Below are 23598 nucleotides of genomic sequence, written 5' to 3' on the forward strand. Positions count from 1 at the left end.
CTATAACAGTTCCCTCAACTTCGTATTCAATTCCTCCCCATGCAGATTGCGCGCTACGATGATGCCTTCGGGATCAACGAGAATATTCTGTGGAATCGCACGCACACCATATAGCGTTCCTGCGGCATTCTGCCACGATTGTAGATCGGAGATATGTTTCCAGGTTAATTTATCTTTCTCAATACCAGCGACCCAATCGTCAAGTTTACGATCAAAAGAAACCCCTAAGATTTCAAAATTCTTATCCTTAAATTCAGCATATGTCTTGACCAAATTGGGGTTTTCTCTACGACAATCCGGACACCAAGAGGCCCAGAATTCGATTAAGACGTACTGACCACGAAGATCAGAAAGCGAGAAAGGTTCACCTTCTGGGGTAAGCTGCGTGATGGCAGGTGCTTTTTTACCCACAGAAGAATTCTCTAAACGCTTAAGATAATAGCCGAATTGCTTGCCTTGTGCCGACCGGCGTACAGTTTTATCTAAACCTTTAAATAATTTTCGCAGTTCTTTATAATCGGGATTGTATCCGCCCACTCGTTGTATAGTTCTCAGTGTTTCGATACTCGAGGGATTGGCTTTGACCTGCGTAATAAGCTCTTCTTTGGTTTGAGCTAAAAGGAGAGCAGGTATCGTGAACAAGAATATCGCTATATATTTTTTCATGATCATCTTGATTTATTCCTACAAAGATACGTGAAGTTTTTTAGAGCTGCATAACAGAGTTATAAACTTACGTTCCATATGCTTATCCCTTGGTTATATGTTTATAGGGATTTAACAGGGGGTTAATAGGGGTATAGTAGGGGTATAATAGGGTCTTAACCCCTATTAATACCTTATTATACCCCTATAAGATCTACTTTAAGAGATAATCGATATAGAAGGTGTATCAAGCGTTCCCCCGTCCCGGATTTGGCTATAATAAAAATATGAGTATATTTGCCTGCATAGAATCAATCTAAATAAAATGGAGAATAGTTGTGCATGGAAGATGACACAATATGCCTTTCAGCATCAATATATTAAAGGAAACGTACTGTTTTCTTATGAAACAACGAAAGCTTGTTATATTAACATTCTCTCTTATAATTGTTCGCAAATTATTCATTATACGTTATCCGATAATTCGCGCATTTTACCAGAGGGGCATAACGTTATTCACTATCTTGACGCAGATAGCACTATTGAAATACGAAGTGAGGATGAAAGTAATCATCTGTTAGTTGTGTTGATTCCGCCCGGAAATCTTCATTTTTTTCACGATAAATATCAGCAAGAATCAGCGAGATTTGCAAACGGTTTTATGACGAAAAGCGATGCGCGCTTCCGATTTTTATTTGAGCAGCTCCATGGGTTACCAGAAACTGATTTACTCTATCGTATGCGTTCGGAACTGATTATTTTGGAAGTTATATTTCATCAGATACAATTGCTAGGCGTAGACAGTAAAGATACACAGCAGGTAATTGTCATGAAGGAACATTATGAAAAAATTCGATTAGTCAAAGAGATTATTGACGAAGATCTATCTAAGAATCATAGTATTCCAGCGCTCGCGAAACAGGTCGGAACAAATATGCAGTATCTAAAAAAATACTTCAAGCAGTATTTCGGTACAACGGTAATGAATTATGTTGTCGAGAAAAAAATGGAATATGCAAAGGAGCTCATTCTCACAGGCAATTATTTGGTATCAGATGTTGCACGGATGACGGGTTATAAGCATTCCACGCATTTCACTACCGCCTTTAAAAGGCATTTTGGTTTTATTCCAAATTCGCTAAAATATGGCTTTCTGATCCAACAAGGAACTGAAATTTTGATAGATTTTGAATATGTTTTGGGGTGTTTGTAATTGGTTTTAGGTAAGGAGTAATAAGCGTTTAGTGAACGCACACCACCGCCTATTACTCCTTATTATAGTAGTTATTCAAACTTCCATCTTACAAAAGCTTCTATTGCTTCGTAATCAGCCAGCCCTAATTTATGATATAGCTCGGCAGTTTCACTGGTACGATCTTCTGCACGCACCCAAAATTCGCGGGGGTCATCGCCGGGAAATACAGGGACATCTTTCTGTGATTGGTGTTTGAAAATGGCAAGCCGCTTGCGTTTCACCTCTTGTGGAGAGAGTGGAACTGCCATTTCGATTTCGTGAATTGGATATTCGTGCCAAGCTCCACGATACAGCCACAGCCAACAGTCTTTTGTCCATTCATCAGTTTTCGATAAGCGTTTCAGAGCCTCGAATATGATATCAAAACATACTCTATGTGTTCCATGCGGGTCTGCAAAATCCCCGGCAGCAAATACCTGATGCGGTTTCACCGCCTGGAGCAACACCATTGTTTGCTGGATATCGTCTTCATAGGAAACCTCTTTGGAAAATTTTCCGCGATCATAGAAAGGTAAGTCCTGAAAATGAATGTTGCTGTCTGGGAGTCCTACAAAACGTGCGCCTGCGATTGCCTCCCCTTTGCGGATCAAGGCCTTAATTGTACGGATGATTTCTGGATCAACCTGATTTGGCTGTTTTGTTTTGAAAAACTCTTTCGCCTCCTTATACACGTTGGCCGTAACCCCGTTGTCGTCATCCACAGCGACGGCGAAGTCTTGAACAAATTCTAGATATCGTAATACGTCGTCGTCCCAAACAGCCGTATTACCTGAAGTTTGATAAGCCACATGCACATTATGTCCTTGGTCAGCCAAACGGATGAATGTTCCTCCCATAGAAATAACATCGTCATCCGGATGAGGTGAGAATAAAATAACGTTTTTGCGTCCTGGCTCCGCTCTTTCTGGTCGGTTCGTATCATCTACGCCGGGTTTTCCTCCTGGCCAACCAGTAATGGTGTGTTGTAATTCGTTGAATATTCTGATGTTGATGCTATATGCTGGGCCTTTTTCTGTCACCAATTGTGCCATACCATTATTGTTATAGTCATCATCTGTTAACTTCAAAATGGCTTTATTCAATTTCAATGATAACCACACAACCGCCTTCTTTATGAGGGTATCCGTCCACTTTACTTCATGGGCCAGCCAGGGTAAGTAAAATCTGGTCAATTGCGATGCCGCATCCGTATCCAATATAAATTCTACAGAATTGGAAAGCTGAAGGTATGTCGCTGGGATGTCTGACGAAATTTCGCCCTCCACCGCTTTTTTGACGATCTCCGCTTTTTTCTCATTCCAAGCCATGAGTACAATCTCTTTCGCTTTGAAGATTGTTCCTACGCCCATTGTTAGGGCTTTTGTGGGAACGTTCTCCTTACCGCCAAAGTCGCGGGATGCATCACGACGGGTTAAGTCATCTAATACGACCAGACGGGTGCCCGAGTTCGGTGCTGAGCCAGGTTCATTAAATCCAATATGTCCCGTTCGACCGATACCCAAAAGCTGAATATCAATACCGCCTAAATTCGATATCTTTTGTTCATAAGCTTCGCAATAGGTGTGAATCGCTTCTTCAGGCAATGTGCCGTCGGGGATATTGATATTCTCTTTAGGAACATCAATATGATCGAACAAATTTTTGTTCATAAAGGTCACATAACTTTGGGGAGCATCAGGTTTCATAGGGTAATACTCGTCCAAATTGAATGTGATCACGTTTTTGAAACTTAGTCCCTCTTCTGTATGAAGACGAACCAATTCTTTATAGACTTTAACAGGGGTAGCGCCGGTGGCTAGACCGAGAACGGCCATTTCGCCCTTTTCCTGTTTTTGTTTGATGATGTTAGCTATACGATTAGCAACATCCACAGAGGCCTCTTCTTGATTAGCATATACCTTCACCGGTACACGTTCAAAACGAGTCTCCTCCAATAAGTTTAATCTTGCCATTGAATAAGGAATAATTATATTGTTTACAACCTGAACTAACAAATTTAAAAATAAAACCCATCTGAATCGAAGAAACTAGGCGAAATCGTGCAAAAAAAAGCATAAATAGGGATCGCAATCGGTTGTTCAAACGTAACGTCATGAACAAAATTAATTAGCATACCCATCCATTTTCCGAATTTGAATGTTTATTTTCCGAATCCGTCATTTTATTATTTAGAATAAATCTATATTTGCAGCGAATTATTTAGACCAGTTCTAAAATGAAATTAGAGGGATTTATACGTTATATAGTAAGCTGTTTATTAATCTTGTCTTCCATTGTCGCATTTGGACAACAAAGTATCGTAAAAGGAAGAGTCCATATAGAATCTGGAGAGTCAGTTAGCCATGCTACGATAACGGTGAAAGGTACTTCTATCAGTAGTATGTCTGATAAGAATGGATATTATTCCTTACCCAATGTGCCTTATGGTAATCAGGAAATACAAGTGACGGCTATTGAGATTCAACCTAAAACTGTTCGGTTAAAAATAGATAAACCCACGCATGATTTTTCTATATCTGTATCATCTACCGGTGATATCGCGATAGAAGGTGTAGAAGTAAGTCGGATGACGGAGAAAAAAGATATGGAGACAAGTGGTTTTGCTGTAGCGGTTATCGAAACAAAAGAAGCATCTCTTAGAAACCTGACCACAAATGAACTGTTAGATCGCGCTGTTGGTGTGCGTGTTCGGCAGAATGGAGGGGAGGGTTCGCCCATCGAATATAATTTGAATGGTATGTCAGGCAGTACCATTGGCTTGTTTCTGGATGGTATCGAGATATCGACGTACGGCTCTTCCTTTAACCTCAATAACATTCCGCCCGCGATGATTGAGCGCATTGAAGTTTATAAGGGGGTACTTCCTTCGCATTTATCTGGTAATTATATCGGTGGTGCGATTAATGTCGTCATGAAAAAGGATGCGTCTGCCAATAATATCACTGCGTCGGTTTCCTATGGGTCGTTTAATACGTATCGCGCGGATATAGGTGGACTGTATCGTAACCAAAAAAATGGGCTTACGTTTCGTGCTTCTGGTTTTTATAGTCACTCGGACAATGATTATGAGATGTGGGGCAAGTTTTCGAAATACACGCTCCCTAACGGTCGGGTGAGCAGGTACTATCGTACGAAACGGCCAAATGATGAATTTAGAACGATCGGGGGACGATTTGAACTCGGCTTTACGGATGTTCGTTGGGCAGATCAATTCTTTGTAGGTTATAATGTATCTGATTCTTATAAGGAAATACCACATGGTATTACCATGACTAAGCCCTATTTCGGACGATTTAACGACTATCAGGCGCACGTATTCAGCTTAAACTACCATAAAAACAATCTATTGCTGAATGGCCTGTCGCTCCAAGTGAATGCGGTGCATAGTATGCGTAATACGTATCTGCAAGATACCGTTAGCCGAAAGTACAACTGGGATGGAACACCTTTAATGGCTCCACCCAATAGCAGCGGCGAGGTGAAGCCTTATCCTTACGAACCGGGAATGGGGCAACAGGGCGAGGCGGTGATGACTGATATAGACCGTAAGATTACCAACATCCGCTCTAATTTAGCTTACATGGTATATCCGGGACACCGTCTGTCTGTCAATCATAAATTTGAAAGTACATCAAGAGACGATCAGGATCTATTGCACGTCGAACGGAGCCGTTGGATTACAAACAGTGATTTGACGACTAATATTTTTTCGGCGAATTATGAAACTGAATTGCTTGATGGGAAGTTACGAACCAACCTCTTCGGGAAGTACATGCGCTACCACAGCATACAGCATATCCCTGTTGAAGATGTTAATGGAACGATGCGGTATGACCGGCGTAAATCGACAAATGATAACAAAGGTTTCGGTGGAACTTTGTCCTACCAGGCAATAAAGGATGGTTTTGTGATTATATCGGCGGAGAAAGCTTACATTATGCCTACAGAACGACATATATATGGAGAACCCGAGATGAATTTATTGCCTAATCCGGGGATCTTGCCGGAAATGGCCATTAACTATAATTTGGGTGCGCGATACGGATTGGTCGATTTTGGTAAGCATAAACTGGCACTGTACGGGAATTTTTTCTGGCGAAATGGCTACGATAAAATCATTTTACAGACCCGTGTTGATCCGGTGTTAGAGGGAAGAGAGAATCAGGTCGAAGATATACAAGTGACGCAGTTCGTTAACTTGGCAAAAACGCAATCGATGGGATTTGAAGGAGAAGTCAATTATATCTATGACAATAAGCTGAATGCAATGCTTAATTTCTCCAAGTTCAACTCCTTGTTTAAGGTGGAGCAGGACGAACGTGGCAAGCCGCATAGCCTATATGGCTTGCAGGTGCCGAATGAACCGTTTTTTACGGTCAATGGAAATGTACAATATCGTCTAAGAAATTTATTTCAACGTCATTCTGCGATGAATCTATATTATAACATGGGCTATGTGGCACCCTTCAGTACGATTTGGGTGGAGTCGGAATGGTTTACGACCCCGACACAGTTTGCGCATGATCTGGGAGTTAGTTATCGTTTTCCTAGCGGAAAGCTGGTCGCCAGCCTAGACGCGAAAAATATTTTTAATGCAGAGGTGTATGACAACTTTGGTGTGCAAAAGCCTGGGCGGGCATTCTATGTAAAATTAAACTATACAATAAACAATTTTAAATAACGATAATATGAAAATACAATTTTTAAAGAACATAGCTTTAGGATCGGTATTAGCGATTGCGCTGGTGGGCTGCGAAAAGAATGATGGTCCAGACGATAATACTCAGGAAGTTTCCGGTCCGGATGTCTGGGATAGAGAATTCGTTACAATAACAGAAGCTTTTCCGGATGCGGAAGGCACCGCCGGAAATGGTGGAACAATGGCTTATGCGTTAACGCTAGAAGAGGCTGCTGACCCAAACTTTGAGGTTGACGTCTATACAGTAGGTTATCCTTTGCGCTCACAACGTACGGCACGTGTGCAGGGGTCCGCGAATGGAAACTTTTTGTATAATATTCAATATACCGGAAATGATGGCGGAATTTTTAACAAATACCGTGTTCGAGGCGGAGATACTTTTGAAGATACTTTTGAGGAAGTGAATACAGAGCCTATTTTAGGGTCTTCTCCTCGTTGGGTACTCGCCGCTCCCGGTATCGGTATTGGGGTCTATGCATCGGCGGAGGTGGAAGCATCTGCTGAGGGTGCAGGCGCTGATTTTATCGACGTGAAAAGTACGGCGAAAATCGCCGTTCTAGATTTGGATAACCCGGAAATTATTCGCCAAACGGAGTTCATTATTCCTTTTACCGACGAGCAGACAAAAACGGGCTACCAGATCGGACGTATTGATGTGCCTGTATTGAATGCTGCGAAGACGAAAGTGTTTATCGGCTGTAATTTGACCCGCTCGGATGTGACCAAGAAGTCGACCGTAAACAGTAGAGGTTCGCAGTCATGGCCAGCAGCAACAAGGGAAGTAGGCACGGCAACTTTGGTTGTAGACTATCCGTCGTTGACCAATCCGAAGTTGATTTATTCGGCGCAAGCGGATGTGAACAACCATTCTTATAGGACGATGACGCAATATGTGGGCGATGATGACCATGTATATCAGGCGGCGGCTTCACACGGAAGTGGATACAAAATTTTACGTATCAGTAGCGAAACGAATACTTACGATGATGGTTATGTGTTTGACCTTAGAACGGCTTTGGGCGTGAATGATGCCAACATCTCCGCATGGCGTTATGTAAATGATGGCGTAGGGGTCGTGTTGTACACCAGAGAAAATACAGATGGTGGCTATATTGCGCTTATTGATTTAACTGCAGGAACCGGGAAAACATTGAATACAGATAATCAATCTGATGTTGGATTTTCGGGCAACGACGATATAGACGGTACTTTCGCCCAATTTCAGAATATCGGTGTTGCAGGCGATTATGTATACGTTCCGATGACACCAAATGGTGTGGATGGGAATCTTTATTTGATTAATTGGAAAGAAGGAAGTATTACCAAAGGAGCAAGGCTTAAAAATCAATCAGGAAGTTATTATATCGGCGCGTACTAATGCTGATATAAAAGTAAATTTCTGATAAAAATTAGGAGAAGTAGAGACTGCTTCTCCTGTTTTTGTTCTTTTATAGATAGCAAAGGGAAAGTGAACACAATGAGTAAAAAAGCAAAGAGCGATTCAATCTGGTCGAAAGTCAGAAAGTTTTTCAACGATATCCACCTGTGGGGAGGCTTGATATCGGGTATTGTCGTTTTTGTGGTGTGTCTGACAGGAACGATTTATGTATACAATACGGAACTTCGGGAAGCTGCATTATCGGAGTATTATAACGTCGAAGAGGTACAAGAAAAGTTATCTCTCGATTCCTTATTGACGTTGGCGAAACCCGCTATCAAAGGAAAAATAACCGGTGTTAGCGTGCCTTTCAACGAAGGGAGGACGGCTGCTGTTTTGTATAACAAACCATCGAAGGAAGAAAGTGGGGGTGGGAGAGGTCGTCGCCGATCCAATCAAATGATGGTCAACCCTTATACAGGAGATGTGCTTGGCGACCCGTCCAATGTGAAGACGAAAACAGCAGAGTTTATGGGAAAAATGTTTGGTTTGCACCGCTGGTTATTGTTAAATGAGATTGAAGACCCTATTATCGAGGGTATAGAAAACCGCAAATTGGGTTCTTGGATTACCGGTACAGCGACGTTGTTGTTTTTATTGGGTGTGCTAACCGGATTAATCATCTGGTTTCCGAAAAAAATGAGAGCATGGAAGAATGGTTTTAAAATCCGTTGGACGGCTAATTGGAAACGGGTAAACCATGATTTGCACAATACGTTAGGATTATATACTTGGCTCATACTGTTTCTTATGGCGATAACAGGGCCTTTTTGGTCGTTCGAATGGTATAGAGAGGGCTGGCAGAAGACATGGGGAACATATCAGAACCCGAATACCCCTAAGGAAGAAAAATTGAAGCCTATATCGACGATTATAAACGGGAAGAGTGCTATGACCGTAGAAGAAACTATTTTGACGGTGAATAACGTGTTGCCTTATGATGGCGATATCACGATTAATTTTGCCTCAGACAGTATCGGAACCGTTGGTATCATAAAGAATAAAGTAGGTTTCTTTGCGCCTTCAGCAAGTGACAGGCTAACGCTAGATCAATATAGCGGTGAAGTCTTAGAGAAAGATATCTTCCGGGAAAAATCCTTTCGAAACCGTATCGGTAGCTCCATTAAAGCACTACATATAGGAGATGTATATGGACCGTTTACTAAGCTCCTATATTTTATTGGCTGTTTGGTAGCAACATCACTTCCGATAACCGGCGTACTTATATGGATAAATAAAATGAAGAAAAAGAACGGCAAGAAAGGCAAAGCCCGGCTTTAACGTCTTTTTTCTTTGCCGCCGATACTGCCGATAATCATTTCAATAATTGCCACTACGATCGCAAATAATGTAGCTGTCCAGAAACCGTCGACTTCAAATTTACTCCCCATAAGCTTATCACTCAACAGGATCATTAATACGGTGATGATAAACGAGACAAGCCCAAATGTCAACCAATTTAAAGGGAAAGTAAATAATCGCAAAATGCCTCCCACAATGGCATTTACTAATCCAATAACCAGTCCGGTTATAATCGCCCACCAAAAATTGGCAACGGCAGCTCCTGGAACAATATAGGCCGCAATAGCAACCACGGCACCTGTAAGTAATAAACTGATAATAAATTTCATCTGATTCTTTTTCACAAAGAACTCAAAAAAAGTGCCAAAGGGTGGAACTTTCTTAATAGTGCTTATTCGTTTAGCGCTCATAAAAGATTAATATTGTAAATGGTGAATTAATTTCTTAATTTAAATAGATGAGCAAAAAGTTGAATAATTGCGATCATTTTTGCTTTATGTGCCGCCATGCTGGGCGAGATTGGTGGGAAAATATCGATATCCGGCGACAGGTTATCAAAGCAAAAAAGGGACAGCAAATCATTAATGAAGGAGAGGAAGCTATAGGGGTGTATTTTGTGCAAGAAGGATTGGTCAAAGTACATAAAAGACATGGAGATAAAGAAAGTATTGTACGTTTTGCTAACCAAGGAGAGATTATAGGACATCGTGGTATGCCGGGAGATAAACCTATTTTTCCGATATCGGCTACTTGTTTAGAAAATTGTGTACTGTGTTTTGTTCCCTTCGATTTTTTTAAAAAATTATTGCGAACGAATCCCGCATTAACGTACGCCATGCTGCTGTTTTATGCAGATGAACTACAGCTCTCTGAACGAAAAACGACTAATCAGGTTCATTTATCGGTTAAAGGAAGGCTTGCATGGAGTTTTTTTCAGTTGGAGGAGAAAATGGGTACGGATAACGAGGGATATATTAAATTGATGCTGTCTAAGACAGATTTGGCGGCTTATGTGGGATCAACTTACGAGAGTGTGTACCGCATGATGACCGAGTTGGTGACAGAGGGCGTTATAGAGTCGGTTGATAAGTGTGTCAAAATAAAGGATAGGGCAAAACTTCTTAGTTATAGTAAATCGTAATAGATGCGGTTGACGATGAAATGGGCTAGAACGTGAGCGTATTATAGATTATGGTTTATTTCGGTCTTTTGCCATTTACGGATACTATCGGGCGTATTGTAGTTCCGGAAATCTTTCGCATTCCCCGAAGAAGGGAGTTTTACCGCGCAAAGATTTTTTATAGCACGTTTTACGGAAAAGCTAGTCAGGTACCCATGTTGGTAATCGAGGAATAATTTCTGTAGTCCGGAAGCGGTATAAATGGCACACAAGGGTTCGACCTGTTCATTTTTCGTATACAGATATACGTCAGCCCCCACAATCTGCCGACGAATGTCCAACAGTCGCTGTAATAGTGGCGTTTCAATATCGATCATATCACAGGGTAGCACGAAGAGGTCTGCTTTGGGGAACAGTTGGTGAGCGCTCAACAAACCAGCTAAAGGGCCTTTTACATCGACTTGATCGATGATCAATGTTTCGGAAGAAAATAGCTGACGATAAGTGCTCTGCTGGAGCGGATTAATAGAGAAATAGGTTTCCAGGCCCAGACTTTCTAACCTGTCGCTCATATGTTTGGCCCAGGTACAGCCATCCTTGCGTAACTGTCCTTTGTCGGTTCCCATACGGCTGCTTTTACCTCCGCATAGCACTAATCCTAACAATGTGTGTGCTGTGTTTTCCATTGATAAATAGTAGATTTCCATGTCGTCCATTTACTTCTGTTGACAGGAGCAATGTCCTCCCCAGGCCCGCTCACCGTCCACGAAATGCTCACATTTCCATAGCGGTACATGATGTTTGATACGGTCGATGATATACTGATTGGCTGCGTAGGCTTCCTCACGATGGGCAGCAGCAGTAATGACCACCACTGCTGTTTCCATGACTGAAACTTTGCCCAAACGATGGACGGCGATTGCAACTTGTAGTCCCCAACGTTGTTTTGCCTCATCCAGTAATGCCGCAATCATCTTGTTGGCCATCTGCTCGGCAGCCTCGTAAGAAAGGTGCGAGACTTCCTTTCCTTGGTGGTTATTCCGTACTTCGCCACTAAACAGCACGACTCCCCCCGCTTCTGGATGATGAGCCTGCTTCCAAAGTGCCATTACATCAATTTTTTCGGTGCTAAGATGTGTCATCATTAGCCTCCGCTACTAGGTGGAATGACTAAGATAAGATCGCCCTGACGAAGCTGGTAGTCCTCCTGCACAAACGTATCATCTACCGCAAACCGACATTGCTCCAATAATGTTGTGGCAAATGATTGCTGATCAATCAGGTAACGTCGTAAACGATTGATGTCTTTTGGGGTCTCTTGGACCTCCATAACGGAAGGGAAATAATCCTTCAATCCCGCAAAAAATTCCAAAGTAATCATATTTATCCTCCAATTGTCAACATACTTATTTCGCTTCCGGAAAACTGCATTTGTTTTTGCCCGAGTGCTGCATATAAACTCGTTTCCAATCCTTTCTGACTGCTGACCTCCCGAAGAGGTATGGGCGTATTACTACTTAAACAGCCATAAATATTTCCCTGAGCGTCTAATCGCAGACGATTGCAGTCGGCACAAAAAGGATGGCTTTCATTGGCAATGATCCCGAAGCTATGGCCGCAAGCGGTGTTCCAGTACGTTGCGGTGTCTCCGTATTTCTTTGCCTGTTCGTCGATTGCATAGACACTACTTATTCTTTCCAGCATGGCTTGCCTCGAGAAAAACTTGCTGTCTGTATCGCCAAATAGATGGCCCATGCCCATCAATTCCAAAAAGCGTATTTTAATACCATGTCTAAAGGCAAAATCTAGTAAAGGCAGGATCTCCTTATCGTTTTCACCGGCCATAATCACCGTGTTAATTTTTACCTCCAACCCTATTTTTTTTGCGGCTATTATTCCCTCGATCACCTGCTTTACACCCGCCCGTTTTGTGACCCTAAAGAAGGGAGTTTCGGATAATGCATCTAGCGAGACATTGATGGATCGAAGGCCGGCTTCTTGGAGAGAAGTAACTTTTTTCGCCAGTAAAAAGCCGTTTGTCGTCATCTTAATATCATGGATACCCAATTGTCGAATACCCGTTATTAATTTGGGGAGATCGGGGTATAGCAGTGGCTCACCTCCTGTTAAACGGATTGTCTGTAGATGCAATACATCGTGCAAGCGACCTATGAGGTCAATGAGCTCATCGCTGGACAACACAACCGGCCTTGGTATGGCTGAGGTGATTCCATCTTCACATACACAATAGGTGCACGCAAAGTTGCATCTATCGAGCAGGCTTACGCGCAGGACTTTGAATGATCTTCCGATAGGGTCTGTCAATGTTTGCATTACATGAAAAATAATAGTTTACAACAAGCAATCAGGAGCACTACGCTCAGCAAGGTGCGTACAGTTGCCATAGGAAAACGCGCACTACCAAAATATGCGCCCGTAAATCCTCCGGCAGCGGCCGCACAAAACCAGATGGCGAAGGATGTATCGATGTATATCGGGGTGGTATTACCTAATAAGCCGCTGAAAGAATTTAACGTTATAAAAATGGCGGAGGTAGCTGCAGCTTCCTTGGCATTGGCCCAGCCCAATAAGATAAGCAACGGGCTTAAAAAGATACCGCCACCGATATTGAGCATACCCGATAGGAGGCCGATAATGGCGCCTATGAGTAACGCCAGCGGTATATTTACCGTTTTGCGTTCTGGGCGCTCTTTGGGTGTTATCCCCAGCAGCCGGATGATAGGCAATATTAAGGCAAGTCCAAGTAGTACAAAATAGACTTTCCCCTCAAGCGCATACCGTGCACCTAGGAATGCCGTTGGAATAGAGGTGATCAAAAATGGCCAACAGGTAGACCATCTGAAGTATCCGGCACGCCGAAACTGAAAGAATCCTGTGCCGGCAACGAGCATATTGAGCATTAATATAAGTGGTTTGTATTGTGCTACGGGAATGGAAAAGATGGAAAAGACAGCAATGTAGCCGCTGGCACCTCCGTGTCCAACCGAGGCATACAAAAAACCAACAACAAATAGGACGAATGCGATATAATAGAGTTCCATGTCAATGTTTTAAAGATGTGGTGTTGATTTGATCAAATGCTATAAATTCTCTTTTGGGAGAACCGCATAGACCACAGGTATAATCTGCAGGTAGATCGTCGAAGGCGATACCTGATTCTATTGACGCTAATGCATCCCCATAAGCGGGATCATAAATACTGAGGCAATGTGGGCAGCGGAATAATGATTGCTGCGGGGCACTATGCGAAAACTCCGGTAAATCGGAGGGATGATGTTGAGGCTCCGGATTGCTGTTTTGTAATGTGGCATCGTAAAAGCAATCACAAAGTGTTTTTAGCGTGGCGGGTAACGATTTCTCTGTTACGCGTTGTTTATAGAGAACGAGGTTATAAGAGTTGGCCTTGAAATCTTGCGTGTGGAAAACATCGAAGTAAGGTTCACTGTTCCCATGGTTGATCTGTTTGATGATAATCGAACCCCAGATGCCACTGTTTGATCCAATCTTAATGCCAAAACAAAGTCGGTAAGTTCGAATATTCCAGCGATCAAAATACCTGACGATGGAACGCTTCAACTTTAGCGCTGGTTCGCACCAGTCTTCGATTTGCCAATTTAGCTCGTTGGAGGCGTGGCGCAAGTTAATACGGTGTTTGTCGAGAATGATATCCCATTCTTTACGATCTTGCTGTCGGATGTCTTTAATGATGAGAGACCGCCAGGGCGTCGTATATATCTGACCTACCCGAGATGTTTGGCAAACGTTGCAAACGTCCAGCAAAAAGGAAACGGTGTAACACTCGTCTGGCCGATAAATGCCTAGCCAATATTTATCGTCATATGGGTTAAAACCTTCATAATAGGGAAGACGGAAATCCGATTCCGTTAGCGGTTCTTGGACTTGTTGAAAATGAAACGCACCCGACGCTTTAATTTTTAATTCCAGATCCACACATACAGCAGCAATGTCGTCTTCTGCTATATCTTTGTTATCCATTATGGCGCTTTCCAGTTCCTTGCTGACGGCGGCAATATCCATGGAATAAATGAGTGATGACCAGCTTCTTACTTGATTTGTTTTGGGCCATCGGATATAGACATGCCAATAATTGCCTACTCCGGAGGATACAAAATTCAAATTACCGGTATAATAAGATACAAAAGACTGATTCGCATCTACAATGTTGATCTTTAGTTTGGGCGTAAATTCAAAGGACGCTAAAATATCTTTATAAATTCCCTCTCTCAACCAATGCGGCTGATTGTAAAGACCATCGGCCACATAAGAACTTACGATATTTGGATAGTGATTTTCATTTACTTCATACAGCAGTTCTTGATTAAAGAGCTGATATTCGATGTCTTCCATTTGTGTTGGAGTGGCTGAAAAAAGCAGTTGTTGGCGTGTGCCGATCTTCACGGTTTTAACCTCTGCCGCATGCGCTGCTTCCAGTATGGCCTTGAAATCACCCACCGATACATAGCCTCCAGGTAGATTGATTTTCACGCGTTTCCATTCCTGTTGTATCTGCTTAGCCATTCGTAACCTCCATTTCTTCTTTTTCTGCCAAAAAATTATCCAAAATTGCCATCACTTGCGGACGGCATGAGCCGCATCCTGTTCCGGCACCACTGGTTTCGCATAATGTTTTTAGCTCCGTGCATCCGGATTGGATGAGCTTTTGCAGGTTCCCTTCTCCGACCTGGCTACAGCTGCAAATCAACTTACCGATAACCGGCTCTTTTGCACTGCCGCTACGCAACAATTGTAACCGTTTTTCACTAAGTTCTGTCTTGTTGGTGATCAGGTCTTTGAATTCTAGAAATTCATTCTTATCACCAATGAGTACAGCGCCTACTAAGCGATCTTGATGAATAATACATTTTTTATAATAGCGCTTTGCCTTGTCAATAAATACAATCTCTTCATATTCCTCGTTCGGACAATCAACGATGCCAATACTACAAAGATCGAAGCCCTGTATTTTGATGATGTTCATAAAGACAGAACCTGGATATATACTACCGATGTCGCCGTTATGATAACGGGCCACCACAGCGCTTTGCTGTTCGGCGGCAGCCGAAAAGCCGTACATGATCCCCTCAAATTCGGCAATTTCACCGATGGCGTAGATAGCTGGATCACTTGTTTGTAATCTATTGTTTACCACTACGCCACGCTGGCAGTACAATCCGGCGGCTTTTGCCAGCTCAATATTAGGCGTTGTACCGATAGCAACAATAACGGCATCGCATTTGATCTGTCGGCCACTCTTCAATTCCACCTTATTGACTTTGTTTCTGCCGTAATAGAGTTGTACCTCGTCGTTATAAAAGACATCACAGCCTTGGTCAATCATCTCTTCATGGAGCAATTGACTACCGAGGACATCCAATTGCCGGTTCAAAAAACGCGAAACACGCTGGACAACCGTAACCTGTACGTCCATCTCCCGCAAACTCGCCGCCATCTCCAAGCCCAACAGTCCGCCCCCGATAATGACTACAGAAGCGTCCTTACGGAGGAATTTACGGAGATTATCGGCATCCGACCGATGTCTGATGCTGAATATCCCCGGTAGCGATGGAATATCTTTGGGCATTGCCGACCGACTGCCGGTGCCTAGAATCAAGGTGTCATAAGGTGTTTTTATTCCTCTGGAATCTTCGACATATTTATGCTCGCGATCGATACGGGTCACGGTAACGCCTCTGATATGGTTAATGTTGTAGACATTCTTTTCTTCCTCATCCCGCATTTTGACGAGTTCCTCCCATTGTTGGTCGCCGCTTACATAATGTGGTAGCATGACCCGGTTGTAAAAGGGCAGGTTTTCATTGCTGATCACGGTTATCTCATCCCTTGTATTGATTTCCCGAAAAGCTTTGACGAAACCGAAAGCTCCGGCACCGGCGCCGACAATCACAATGCGCTCAAAGGGCTTCTCGTAAGGAACTACCTGAACGGCGCAGAATTTGAAATCCGGTTCTTTTGAAATGGGATCGAGCAGCGGGTTGGTGAGGTTATTTGCCCGATGTAAGTCCGTGTCACCGAGCTTTCCCCAGTGCATGGGTAAAAAGACACATCCCGGTTTTATGCTGGTGCTGAGGCTGGCCTTGACGCGTACATGACCGCGACGTGAGGTGATTTCGACCAGTTGTCCCTCCGTTACGCCGAGCCGTTCGGCATCCTCGCGATGGATTTCGAGCTGAGATTCGCTGATATGCTGTTTCAGCTTACTGACTTTACCCGTCTTAGACATCGTATGCCATTGGTCTCGGATGCGTCCGGTGGTCAGAATAAAAGGAAAGGCCGCATCTGGTAATTCGCTACGCAGATCGGTATCCGGACTGTGGATAATGGCTTTCCCGGACGGTGTATAGAAGTCATGATCGGCAAATAAACGCGTTGTTCCTATTTTTCGCCGCTTATTGTAAGGCCATTGAATGGTTTTATGTTTGTCGATCTGTGTATAATCCAGACCTTCGATATGCAGATTTGTTCTGGCTGTGAGTCGCGTATGTTCTTTGTATATGGCTTCGGTGTTTGGATAATCAAAACCTGCAAAGCCCATTTTTTTGGCAAAACGACAAATAATTTCAGCGTCAGGAAGTGCTTCGCCCGGCGGGTCGATGATTTTGTGTAAATGACTGATCCGACGTTCGGAATTGGTCATCGTTCCTTCTTTTTCTGCCCAGGCAGCTGCGGGCAAAATGACATCGGCATAAGCTAAGGTTTGGGGCTTGTTACTGATCTCCTGCACCACGACAAATTTAGCCTTTTCCAAGGCCTGTTCTACTGTTCGCGTATCGGGTAGGCTTGTCAATGGGTTGGTACATAATATCCAGACGGCTTTCAGCTTGCCGTCGGCCAATGCTTCAAACATTTCGGTAGCGGTAAGCCCCGGTTTGTCGGATAGGGTAGTTCCTCCCCAAAAATCAGCCACTTCCTGCCGGTGCGCCTCGTTTTTCAGATCACGATGTGCGGGCAGCAAATTGGCCAGACCGCCGACCTCCCTGCCTCCCATAGCATTTGGTTGGCCCGTCAACGAGAAAGGTCCGGAGCCTGGTTTACCGATTTTTCCGGTAATCAAGTTTAGATTAATGAGCGACAGATTTTTATCCACACCTTTCACACTTTGGTTAAGCCCCATTGTCCACATGGTCAATAGGGTTTTCGATTCGCCGATATAGGTTGCGGCTTGACGGATTTCATATTCAGGTATACGGCAGATACGTGCCGCTTCCGTTACGGTGCGCTCAAATACACGTGCTTTGTAATCTTCAAACCCCGCTGTATGGTGCGCTATAAAATGGTGATCAATAGTATCCTGCTCAATCAGAAGTCTGCCAATAGCATAATTCAAAACCATATCTGTACCCGGTTGGATCTGTAGGTGTAGATCGGCAATAGCTGCCGAATCCGTTTTCCGGGGATCGACCACAATGATTTTTGTGTGTGGATGATTTGCTTTGTGTGCTTCTACCCGACGCCAGAGAATGGGATGGCACCAAGCGGGGTTGGCTCCTTCTACTAAAAAGCAATCGGAGAGCTCGATATCATCGTAGCAAATAGGCACGGAGTCCTCCCCAAGAGCCATTTTATAGGCAGCAACGGCACTACTCATGCATAGGCGTGAATTGGTGTCTATATTGTTGCTGCCTATAAAGCCTTTTATCAGTTTATTGATGACGTAATATTCTTCCGTGAGGCATTGACCAGATGCGTAAAAGGCGACCGCATTCGGACCGTATTTATCCATCATCGTACGGAATACAGCGGCTGTACGGGTGAGCGCATCTTCCCAGCTGACCCGTTGCATCGGCATATTGCGGTGATATCGCATTTGCGGATAAAGTAGACGGTCGGACTTATCGTTGACCGTGTACTGCAGATTCATGCCCTTGCTGCATAATTTCCCCCGATTAACCGGATGTTCTCCGTCGCCTATTACCGTTACCGCATTGTGTTTATCTAGCTGGATTTTCACACCACATCCGACACCGCAATAACAACAGGTACTTGTTACTTCTGTTTCTTTCATGTCTGACAAAAGGCAAATCAATTCCTATTTTACTGTTGAAAGTCGAGCTCTCCTGTTTCCATACTACGCTTGATTGCTGGCTTTGGCTGGAATTTAGTCAGTGCGACTAACAAACCGATGAACACGACCCCTGCGCCGATATACTGAAAGGCATCCGCATAGGTCAGGTTTTCGGACTTGAACAGAAAACCAACCAACATGGCGCCAATGTTTCCGCCGGCACCTACGATACCGCTGACGATACCAATATTATCTTTGTTGATAAAAGGTACGATCCCATATGTACAGCCATTGGCCATCTTCAGAAACAAGGCGAAGATCAGCATGGAAACAACGGCAAAAACCAAAGTTCCTGAAGCAGCAAACAACGCGATACCCAGACCTTCCAAAACCAAAAGCAGCCCTAACAATGTCCCTTTTCCTTTTAGCCCGAATCGCTTGCCGACTTTGTCACTTACGATACCTCCCAGTGCACGGGCAAAAATATTCATGCCGCCGAATATACCGGCCATTGCACCTGCTACAATGATACTCGTGCCAAAACGGTCTATAAAAAATATGGCCGCCACATTATCTACGGTAATCTCAATGCCGAAGCAGGCGGCGTAAGCGAGTGTCAATACCCATACACGATAGTCTTGCAATGCTTCCACAAGTGATCCCTTGCTTTTTTTCTGATAAGCAGACACATCCTTTTTCTGCAAATCGCTAAAATTCCCTGCAGGTGCATCTGTCGTGTATCGGTAGTAAATAAAAGCCATGATCAGAAGGATGACGCCAGGAACAATCATGGCGAGTCTCCAGGAGTCCGCTTCGCTAACAAAACCCATCGCGGCAAAACCCGCAGCAATTAATGGCATAACCAAATTGGTAACGCCGCCGCCGAGATTTCCCCATCCACCAGTTACGGCATTGGCGGTGCCGACAATATTCGGCGCAAACATCATGGATGTATGAAATTGGGTGATGACAAAAGAAGCGCCAACAATTCCTATACAGAATCTGAATAGCAAAAAAGAGGTATAACTGTTGCTTAGGCCAATAAGCATGATCGGGATAGCACCCACAACTAATAAAATGGTATAAGTGAGGCGTGGACCCAGTGTGTCGCACAACTTGCCGATCAATAAGCGGGCAATAATGGTGGCGGAGACGGACGCTATAATGATATTACCGACCTCACTCTTGGTCAAATTCAGCTGATCGCGAATCATGGGCATCAAAGGCGCGACACCAAACCATCCGAAGAAACAGAAAAAGAACGTTATCCAGGTGATATGGAATGTACGCATTTGAACACCTTTGAATGAAAATATGTTGAGCTTTGAAAGGGGGGATTGATTCTGTTGCATCGTTAGTATGGTTTAAATAATATTAAAAAAAGGATGTAAAGAGAGTACCGGTATGCTGTCGTTTTCTGCAATTACATGTTTGTTATGGACATGCCAGCCGATACCATCGCATCCCACAGTAGCTGTTATATCTCCCGAGCCATGGTGAGGCTTCCAGGTGTATCCATATTCCCCAGCATGCCGAAAAACAGGAAAAAACTCATCGAGCGAAGATTTCTTAAATCTGGGAATCATTAATGTCGACGTTTGGAAGCGTTCGTTCGTAAACCCCAGACATCCGTGGAGATACTCCTCTACAAATAGTTTGAAGGTCATGAAACATGATAAGGGGTTTCCGGGCAACGCAAATATGATCTTGCCTTCTGGTAAGCATCCGACCAAAAGGGGTTTGCCGGGTTTAATGGAGACTTTATGAAATAATATCTCTACGCCCAGTTCTCGTAAAATCTGGGGCACATGATCGGCATCGCCAGCAGAAACACCTCCGTTGATCAGGATGAGTTGTTGCTGCGTGGCTTGTTTCAGGGCCGCTGATAACGCTTTGGGTTTATCAGACACATGCTGACAAGACCGAATGGGCAATTGCCATTGTTCGCAAAGCGCGCGCAATAGATATTGATTACTGTTGCGGATTTGAAAGTGTTCTGGTTGCTGATCGATATCGACCACTTCATTGCCGGTGGTGACAATCCCTACTGTGGGCATTTTATAAACGGGTGCTTGGTGGACGCCCAAAGCTGCTAATGTTCCGATTAGTGAGATATCACAAACGCGGGGCGTGGTAACGGCCAGTTCGTTTTTCTTTAGATCTTCGCCTCGTTGTGCAAGGTGTTGCCCACGCGAGATAGATTCACAGCGAATAAGAGCCGTACCATTTGGTGTAAAGGTAAGATCCTCTTTCCTGATAATGGTGTCCGCAGGAATAGGGCAGGCTGCACCGGTCATAATCTTATAGCATTCGCCGGTTGCAAGAGCTGTAGAAGTCTCCATACCGGCAAAAATTGTTGTGCGAATAGGGAATTCCCGGATGCCGTTATTCCAGTCGTCGATGCGTATGGCTATTCCGTCCATCGCTGCACGGTTAAACGGAGGATAATCCCTGTCTGCAAAGATGGGATGGGCGAGTACGCGGTTTAATGATTGGGCGAGAGGAATACGTTCTGTAGGAAGCAGCTTAACCATGCTTCGAATCTTGTCCCGGGCTTCCAGATAGGTCAACATATCAATGCCCTCCTCCCATCATCATTTTCCGGGCATGAAACAAGGCTGGCAAAATCGCCTCTAAACACTCTTTCACACCGTTGGTGCTTCCGGGTAACGTAACGATAAGTGAATTGCCGATTGTCCCCGCAACGGAGCGACTCATCATAGCCAGTGGCGTCCGTTGCTGCCCGTGTCCGCGCATAGCTTCGACAATGCCATCTGCCCTTTTGTCGATTAATTCAGAAACGGCTTCCACGGTAACATCCCGTGGTCCCAATCCAGTTCCGCCCGTTGTAAAAATAAAATGTATGTCTCGATCAACCCATGTTTTGACGGCTTGTTGGATGCGAGGTTTCTCATCTGCAACGATTTGGTAATCCAATACCTGTGCGCCAGTGGCCTCCAACATTTCTTCAATTTTTCGACCACTGTTATCCTGCCGATGTCCGCTAGCGGTAGCATCGGAACAAACCAAAATAGCGCAGGTGGCGAGGGGTGCTAAAAAGCGATTATGGTCAGATTTACCGCCTGTTTTATTTGCTAGGCGAATATGGCCAATCTCCAATTGATTGTCGACAGGCTTCAACATATCGTAAAGCTCGAGTGCTGCTATGGATGCAGCAGTAAGCGTCTCCATCTCTATACCGGTACGACCTATGGACTTGGCAGATACTGTAATCAATATCCCGGCACGCAACTGCGGTTCGGTAAAAAAATCTGGATGGGAGCTGGGATAGATATATTCGAAATCGACCTGCATCGCGTCAATATTAACTGAGTGACAGTGAGGCAATAGTTGTGGGGTGGTCTTTGCCCCCAAGAATGCTGCTGCGCGAGCAACATCAAACAGGTTTCCTTTGGGAAGTTCATCCCGTTGGATTTTGACAGCTGTTAACTCGGTAATATAGATCACTGCATGAGCTAGAGCTGTGCGTAACGTATTGATTTTATGACTTATATCTCTCATGCTTTCATTTCTGGGGTGGTCTCTGTTGGATCGGATTGCAAACTGGAAAAATTAATGACGCGTTTCTGAAGAGAAAGCACATCGAATAAAAGCAATTTACCCGTCAGTTTGTCTGGCAAATCCAATACTACTTTGATGGCCTCGTTTGCCATCAACATACCCGCTATCATACTGCCGATGACGTACGTGCCGGATACTTCACAGCGCATGCTTTCCGCAGCTGGCTGCAGGGTGAATAAATCGTCTATGGCCAGGCGTTGCGCTTCATAGTTAAAAATGGTGATCTGCACTTCAGAACGAAAAATAGATCCGTAGATGACTGGTCTACCGAGCTGAATACCCGTATGGCCGATTAATAAGCGGGAAGGAAAATTGTCTGTGGCATCGATGATGATGTCATATTCAGAAAATATGGCGTGAATGTTGGTTTCGTCTACAAAAAATGGGTGCTCTCTGAAGATCGTTGCCTGATATCGGTCCTTTAAATGGGTGACCGCAGCTGCAGTTTTCAATGTTCCAATTTGCGCTGGCGTATAGAGATATTGGCGTGCTAGATTTTTGAGCTCAACCTTATCGCCATCAAGTACTCCGATATATCCAATGCCACTAGAAGCTAATGCTGAAACCGCAGGGCATCCCAATCCTCCGGCACCAACCACCAGCACGCGGGTAGATTTTAATTTGTTGAGGCCCTTATTGCCCATAAACGGCAGTTGAAGATGGTCGCTAAAAAATCTACTATCCATTTCGCTCATTCGGTTATATCTTATATCCCAAACCGATACCTAAAGTCCACCTCCCGTTGTCAACATTTGTCTTGGGTATATAGAATGTCGGTACCTGTAATGCCAGATGCCTAAAAATGGTTAAGGTAGCACCAAGCCCTAAAGTGGGGGTAAACGCAGCATTCTTTACAACGGAGGTATCTTCTTTAATTTTGACAGAAGGTAAGAACCCTAACATAAGGTTCCATTTCTGTGTGGTATATTTCACGGCGGGTCCGGTACAATTGATATATGCGCCATTGTCCGCATAGCCACCTACGATAATTCCGTCAAAAGCTTGTACACTAATTTTTTTATGCTGCGCATGTACAGCTGTTGCTGTCAGTACTATGCATGCTATCGTACAAAAGGTGCGGTTTGTCTTCATGTTTACAAAGGATTACTTATTGACTGCTATTATATATTAATTCTGTAATGCAATATATACGAACCCGTCTTCCACTTTTACCGGATAAGTCTTGATAGCGCATTCATCGCCAGAGAGACATTCGCCGGTGTCCAGTGCGAATGTTTTCTTGTGAAAAGGGCAAGCGATTTTGGGTTTATCGCCTAATGATCCGATCATACCGCGACTAAGGATCATTTGTCTTTTATGTGGGCATTCGTTCTGTGTGGCGTACCATTCATTACGGCGCTTGAAATAGAACAGTGCAACCTGCTGATCTTCTAGTTTTACACAGATGCCTCCATTTTCAATGGTGTCTTCTACGCGACAAGCTAATTTCCATGAAGTGGTTGTTAACATTTCCATAATGATATTGTGTTAA

21 protein-coding genes are annotated in these 23598 nt (G+C 43.9%); 5 read left to right on the forward strand and 16 right to left on the reverse strand.

From position 1 onward, the window contains the following. Positions 1–666: a peroxiredoxin family protein gene (locus H8B17_RS02230; protein ID WP_190307533.1), complete on the reverse strand. Its 666-nt coding sequence runs from the start codon at positions 664–666 to the stop codon at positions 1–3. A 304-nt stretch (positions 667–970) separates the two neighbouring features. On the opposite strand from H8B17_RS02230, the gene H8B17_RS02235 reads away from it, so the two are divergent. Then, on the forward strand, positions 971–1858 hold the full coding sequence (locus H8B17_RS02235) for a helix-turn-helix transcriptional regulator (protein ID WP_190307534.1): 888 nt from the start codon (positions 971–973) through the stop codon (positions 1856–1858). 71 nt (positions 1859–1929) lie between these two features. Here H8B17_RS02235 and nagB read toward each other — a convergent pair whose 3' ends face one another. Then, positions 1930–3852: a glucosamine-6-phosphate deaminase gene (nagB, locus tag H8B17_RS02240; protein WP_190307535.1), complete on the reverse strand. Its 1923-nt coding sequence runs from the start codon at positions 3850–3852 to the stop codon at positions 1930–1932. A 263-nt stretch (positions 3853–4115) separates the two neighbouring features. Here nagB and H8B17_RS02245 point away from each other — a divergent pair, with 263 nt between their 5' ends. The 3 genes from H8B17_RS02245 to H8B17_RS02255 all read left to right on the forward strand — a co-directional run bounded on the left by H8B17_RS02245 (position 4116) and on the right by H8B17_RS02255 (position 9318). Continuing rightward, positions 4116–6581 (forward strand): TonB-dependent receptor, encoded by a 2466-nt coding sequence (locus H8B17_RS02245; protein ID WP_190307536.1) that lies wholly within the window; start codon positions 4116–4118, stop codon positions 6579–6581. A 7-nt stretch (positions 6582–6588) separates the two neighbouring features. Then, positions 6589–7977, forward strand: a complete 1389-nt coding sequence (locus tag H8B17_RS02250) for a hypothetical protein (RefSeq protein WP_190307537.1) — start codon at positions 6589–6591, stop codon at positions 7975–7977. Between the two features lie 99 nt (positions 7978–8076). Continuing rightward, positions 8077–9318, forward strand: a complete 1242-nt coding sequence (locus tag H8B17_RS02255; RefSeq protein WP_190307538.1) for a PepSY-associated TM helix domain-containing protein — start codon at positions 8077–8079, stop codon at positions 9316–9318. On the opposite strand, the gene H8B17_RS02260 is transcribed toward H8B17_RS02255, so the two are convergent. Continuing rightward, positions 9315–9668, reverse strand: coding sequence for a phage holin family protein (locus H8B17_RS02260; RefSeq protein ID WP_190307539.1), 354 nt, complete (start codon positions 9666–9668; stop codon positions 9315–9317). The two genes, H8B17_RS02255 and H8B17_RS02260, sit on opposite strands and share 4 nt — an antisense overlap. A gap of 128 nt (positions 9669–9796) precedes the next feature. Between H8B17_RS02260 and H8B17_RS02265 the strand changes: the two genes are divergently transcribed. Further along, positions 9797–10480, forward strand: coding sequence for a Crp/Fnr family transcriptional regulator (locus tag H8B17_RS02265; protein WP_190307540.1), 684 nt, complete (start codon positions 9797–9799; stop codon positions 10478–10480). A gap of 41 nt (positions 10481–10521) precedes the next feature. On the opposite strand, the gene mobA is transcribed toward H8B17_RS02265, so the two are convergent. From mobA to nirD, 13 genes are read right to left on the reverse strand one after another with little or no spacing between them, the layout of a single operon-like run. Beyond that, on the reverse strand, positions 10522–11145 hold the full coding sequence (mobA, locus tag H8B17_RS02270; protein WP_190307541.1) for a molybdenum cofactor guanylyltransferase: 624 nt from the start codon (positions 11143–11145) through the stop codon (positions 10522–10524). 30 nt (positions 11146–11175) lie between these two features. Beyond that, positions 11176–11604, reverse strand: coding sequence for a molybdenum cofactor biosynthesis protein MoaE (locus H8B17_RS02275; RefSeq protein ID WP_317170980.1), 429 nt, complete (start codon positions 11602–11604; stop codon positions 11176–11178). Next, on the reverse strand, positions 11604–11840 hold the full coding sequence (locus H8B17_RS02280) for a MoaD/ThiS family protein (protein ID WP_190307542.1): 237 nt from the start codon (positions 11838–11840) through the stop codon (positions 11604–11606). The genes H8B17_RS02275 and H8B17_RS02280 overlap by 1 nt, the downstream gene beginning before the upstream one ends. 2 nt (positions 11841–11842) lie before the next feature. After that, on the reverse strand, positions 11843–12793 hold the full coding sequence (locus tag H8B17_RS02285) for a GTP 3',8-cyclase MoaA (RefSeq protein ID WP_190307543.1): 951 nt from the start codon (positions 12791–12793) through the stop codon (positions 11843–11845). Next, positions 12793–13521 carry a sulfite exporter TauE/SafE family protein gene (locus H8B17_RS02290; RefSeq protein ID WP_190307544.1) on the reverse strand — a complete coding sequence of 243 codons (729 nt, stop codon included), beginning with the start codon at positions 13519–13521 and terminating at the stop codon, positions 12793–12795. Before H8B17_RS02290 ends, H8B17_RS02285 begins: the two co-directional genes overlap by 1 nt. A gap of 1 nt (position 13522) precedes the next feature. Further along, a complete protein-coding gene (locus H8B17_RS02295) occupies positions 13523–15019 on the reverse strand; it encodes a rubredoxin (RefSeq protein ID WP_190307545.1) in 1497 nt (498 codons plus the stop codon). Then, entirely contained in the window at positions 15012–18524 is a 3513-nt protein-coding gene (locus H8B17_RS02300; protein ID WP_190307546.1) for a nitrate reductase, read from the reverse strand. The genes H8B17_RS02295 and H8B17_RS02300 overlap by 8 nt, the downstream gene beginning before the upstream one ends. 29 nt (positions 18525–18553) lie before the next feature. After that, positions 18554–19876 carry an MFS transporter gene (locus tag H8B17_RS02305; protein WP_190307547.1) on the reverse strand — a complete coding sequence of 441 codons (1323 nt, stop codon included), beginning with the start codon at positions 19874–19876 and terminating at the stop codon, positions 18554–18556. Between the two features lie 12 nt (positions 19877–19888). Beyond that, on the reverse strand, positions 19889–21097 hold the full coding sequence (locus H8B17_RS02310; protein WP_223816307.1) for a molybdopterin molybdotransferase MoeA: 1209 nt from the start codon (positions 21095–21097) through the stop codon (positions 19889–19891). A 1-nt stretch (position 21098) separates the two neighbouring features. Next, on the reverse strand, positions 21099–22046 hold the full coding sequence (gene moaCB / locus H8B17_RS02315; protein ID WP_190307549.1) for a bifunctional molybdenum cofactor biosynthesis protein MoaC/MoaB: 948 nt from the start codon (positions 22044–22046) through the stop codon (positions 21099–21101). Next, positions 22043–22801, reverse strand: a complete 759-nt coding sequence (locus H8B17_RS02320; RefSeq protein WP_317170981.1) for a HesA/MoeB/ThiF family protein — start codon at positions 22799–22801, stop codon at positions 22043–22045. The genes moaCB and H8B17_RS02320 overlap by 4 nt, the downstream gene beginning before the upstream one ends. Before the next feature lie 4 nt (positions 22802–22805). Then, a complete protein-coding gene (locus H8B17_RS02325; protein ID WP_223816308.1) occupies positions 22806–23198 on the reverse strand; it encodes a hypothetical protein in 393 nt (130 codons plus the stop codon). A gap of 36 nt (positions 23199–23234) precedes the next feature. Continuing rightward, a complete protein-coding gene (gene nirD / locus H8B17_RS02330) occupies positions 23235–23582 on the reverse strand; it encodes a nitrite reductase small subunit NirD (RefSeq protein WP_223816309.1) in 348 nt (115 codons plus the stop codon). Positions 23583–23598 lie beyond the last annotated feature (16 nt).

It is taken from the genome of Sphingobacterium arenae, assembly GCF_014692505.1.
Classification (GTDB): Bacteria; Bacteroidota; Bacteroidia; order Sphingobacteriales; family Sphingobacteriaceae; genus Sphingobacterium; species Sphingobacterium arenae.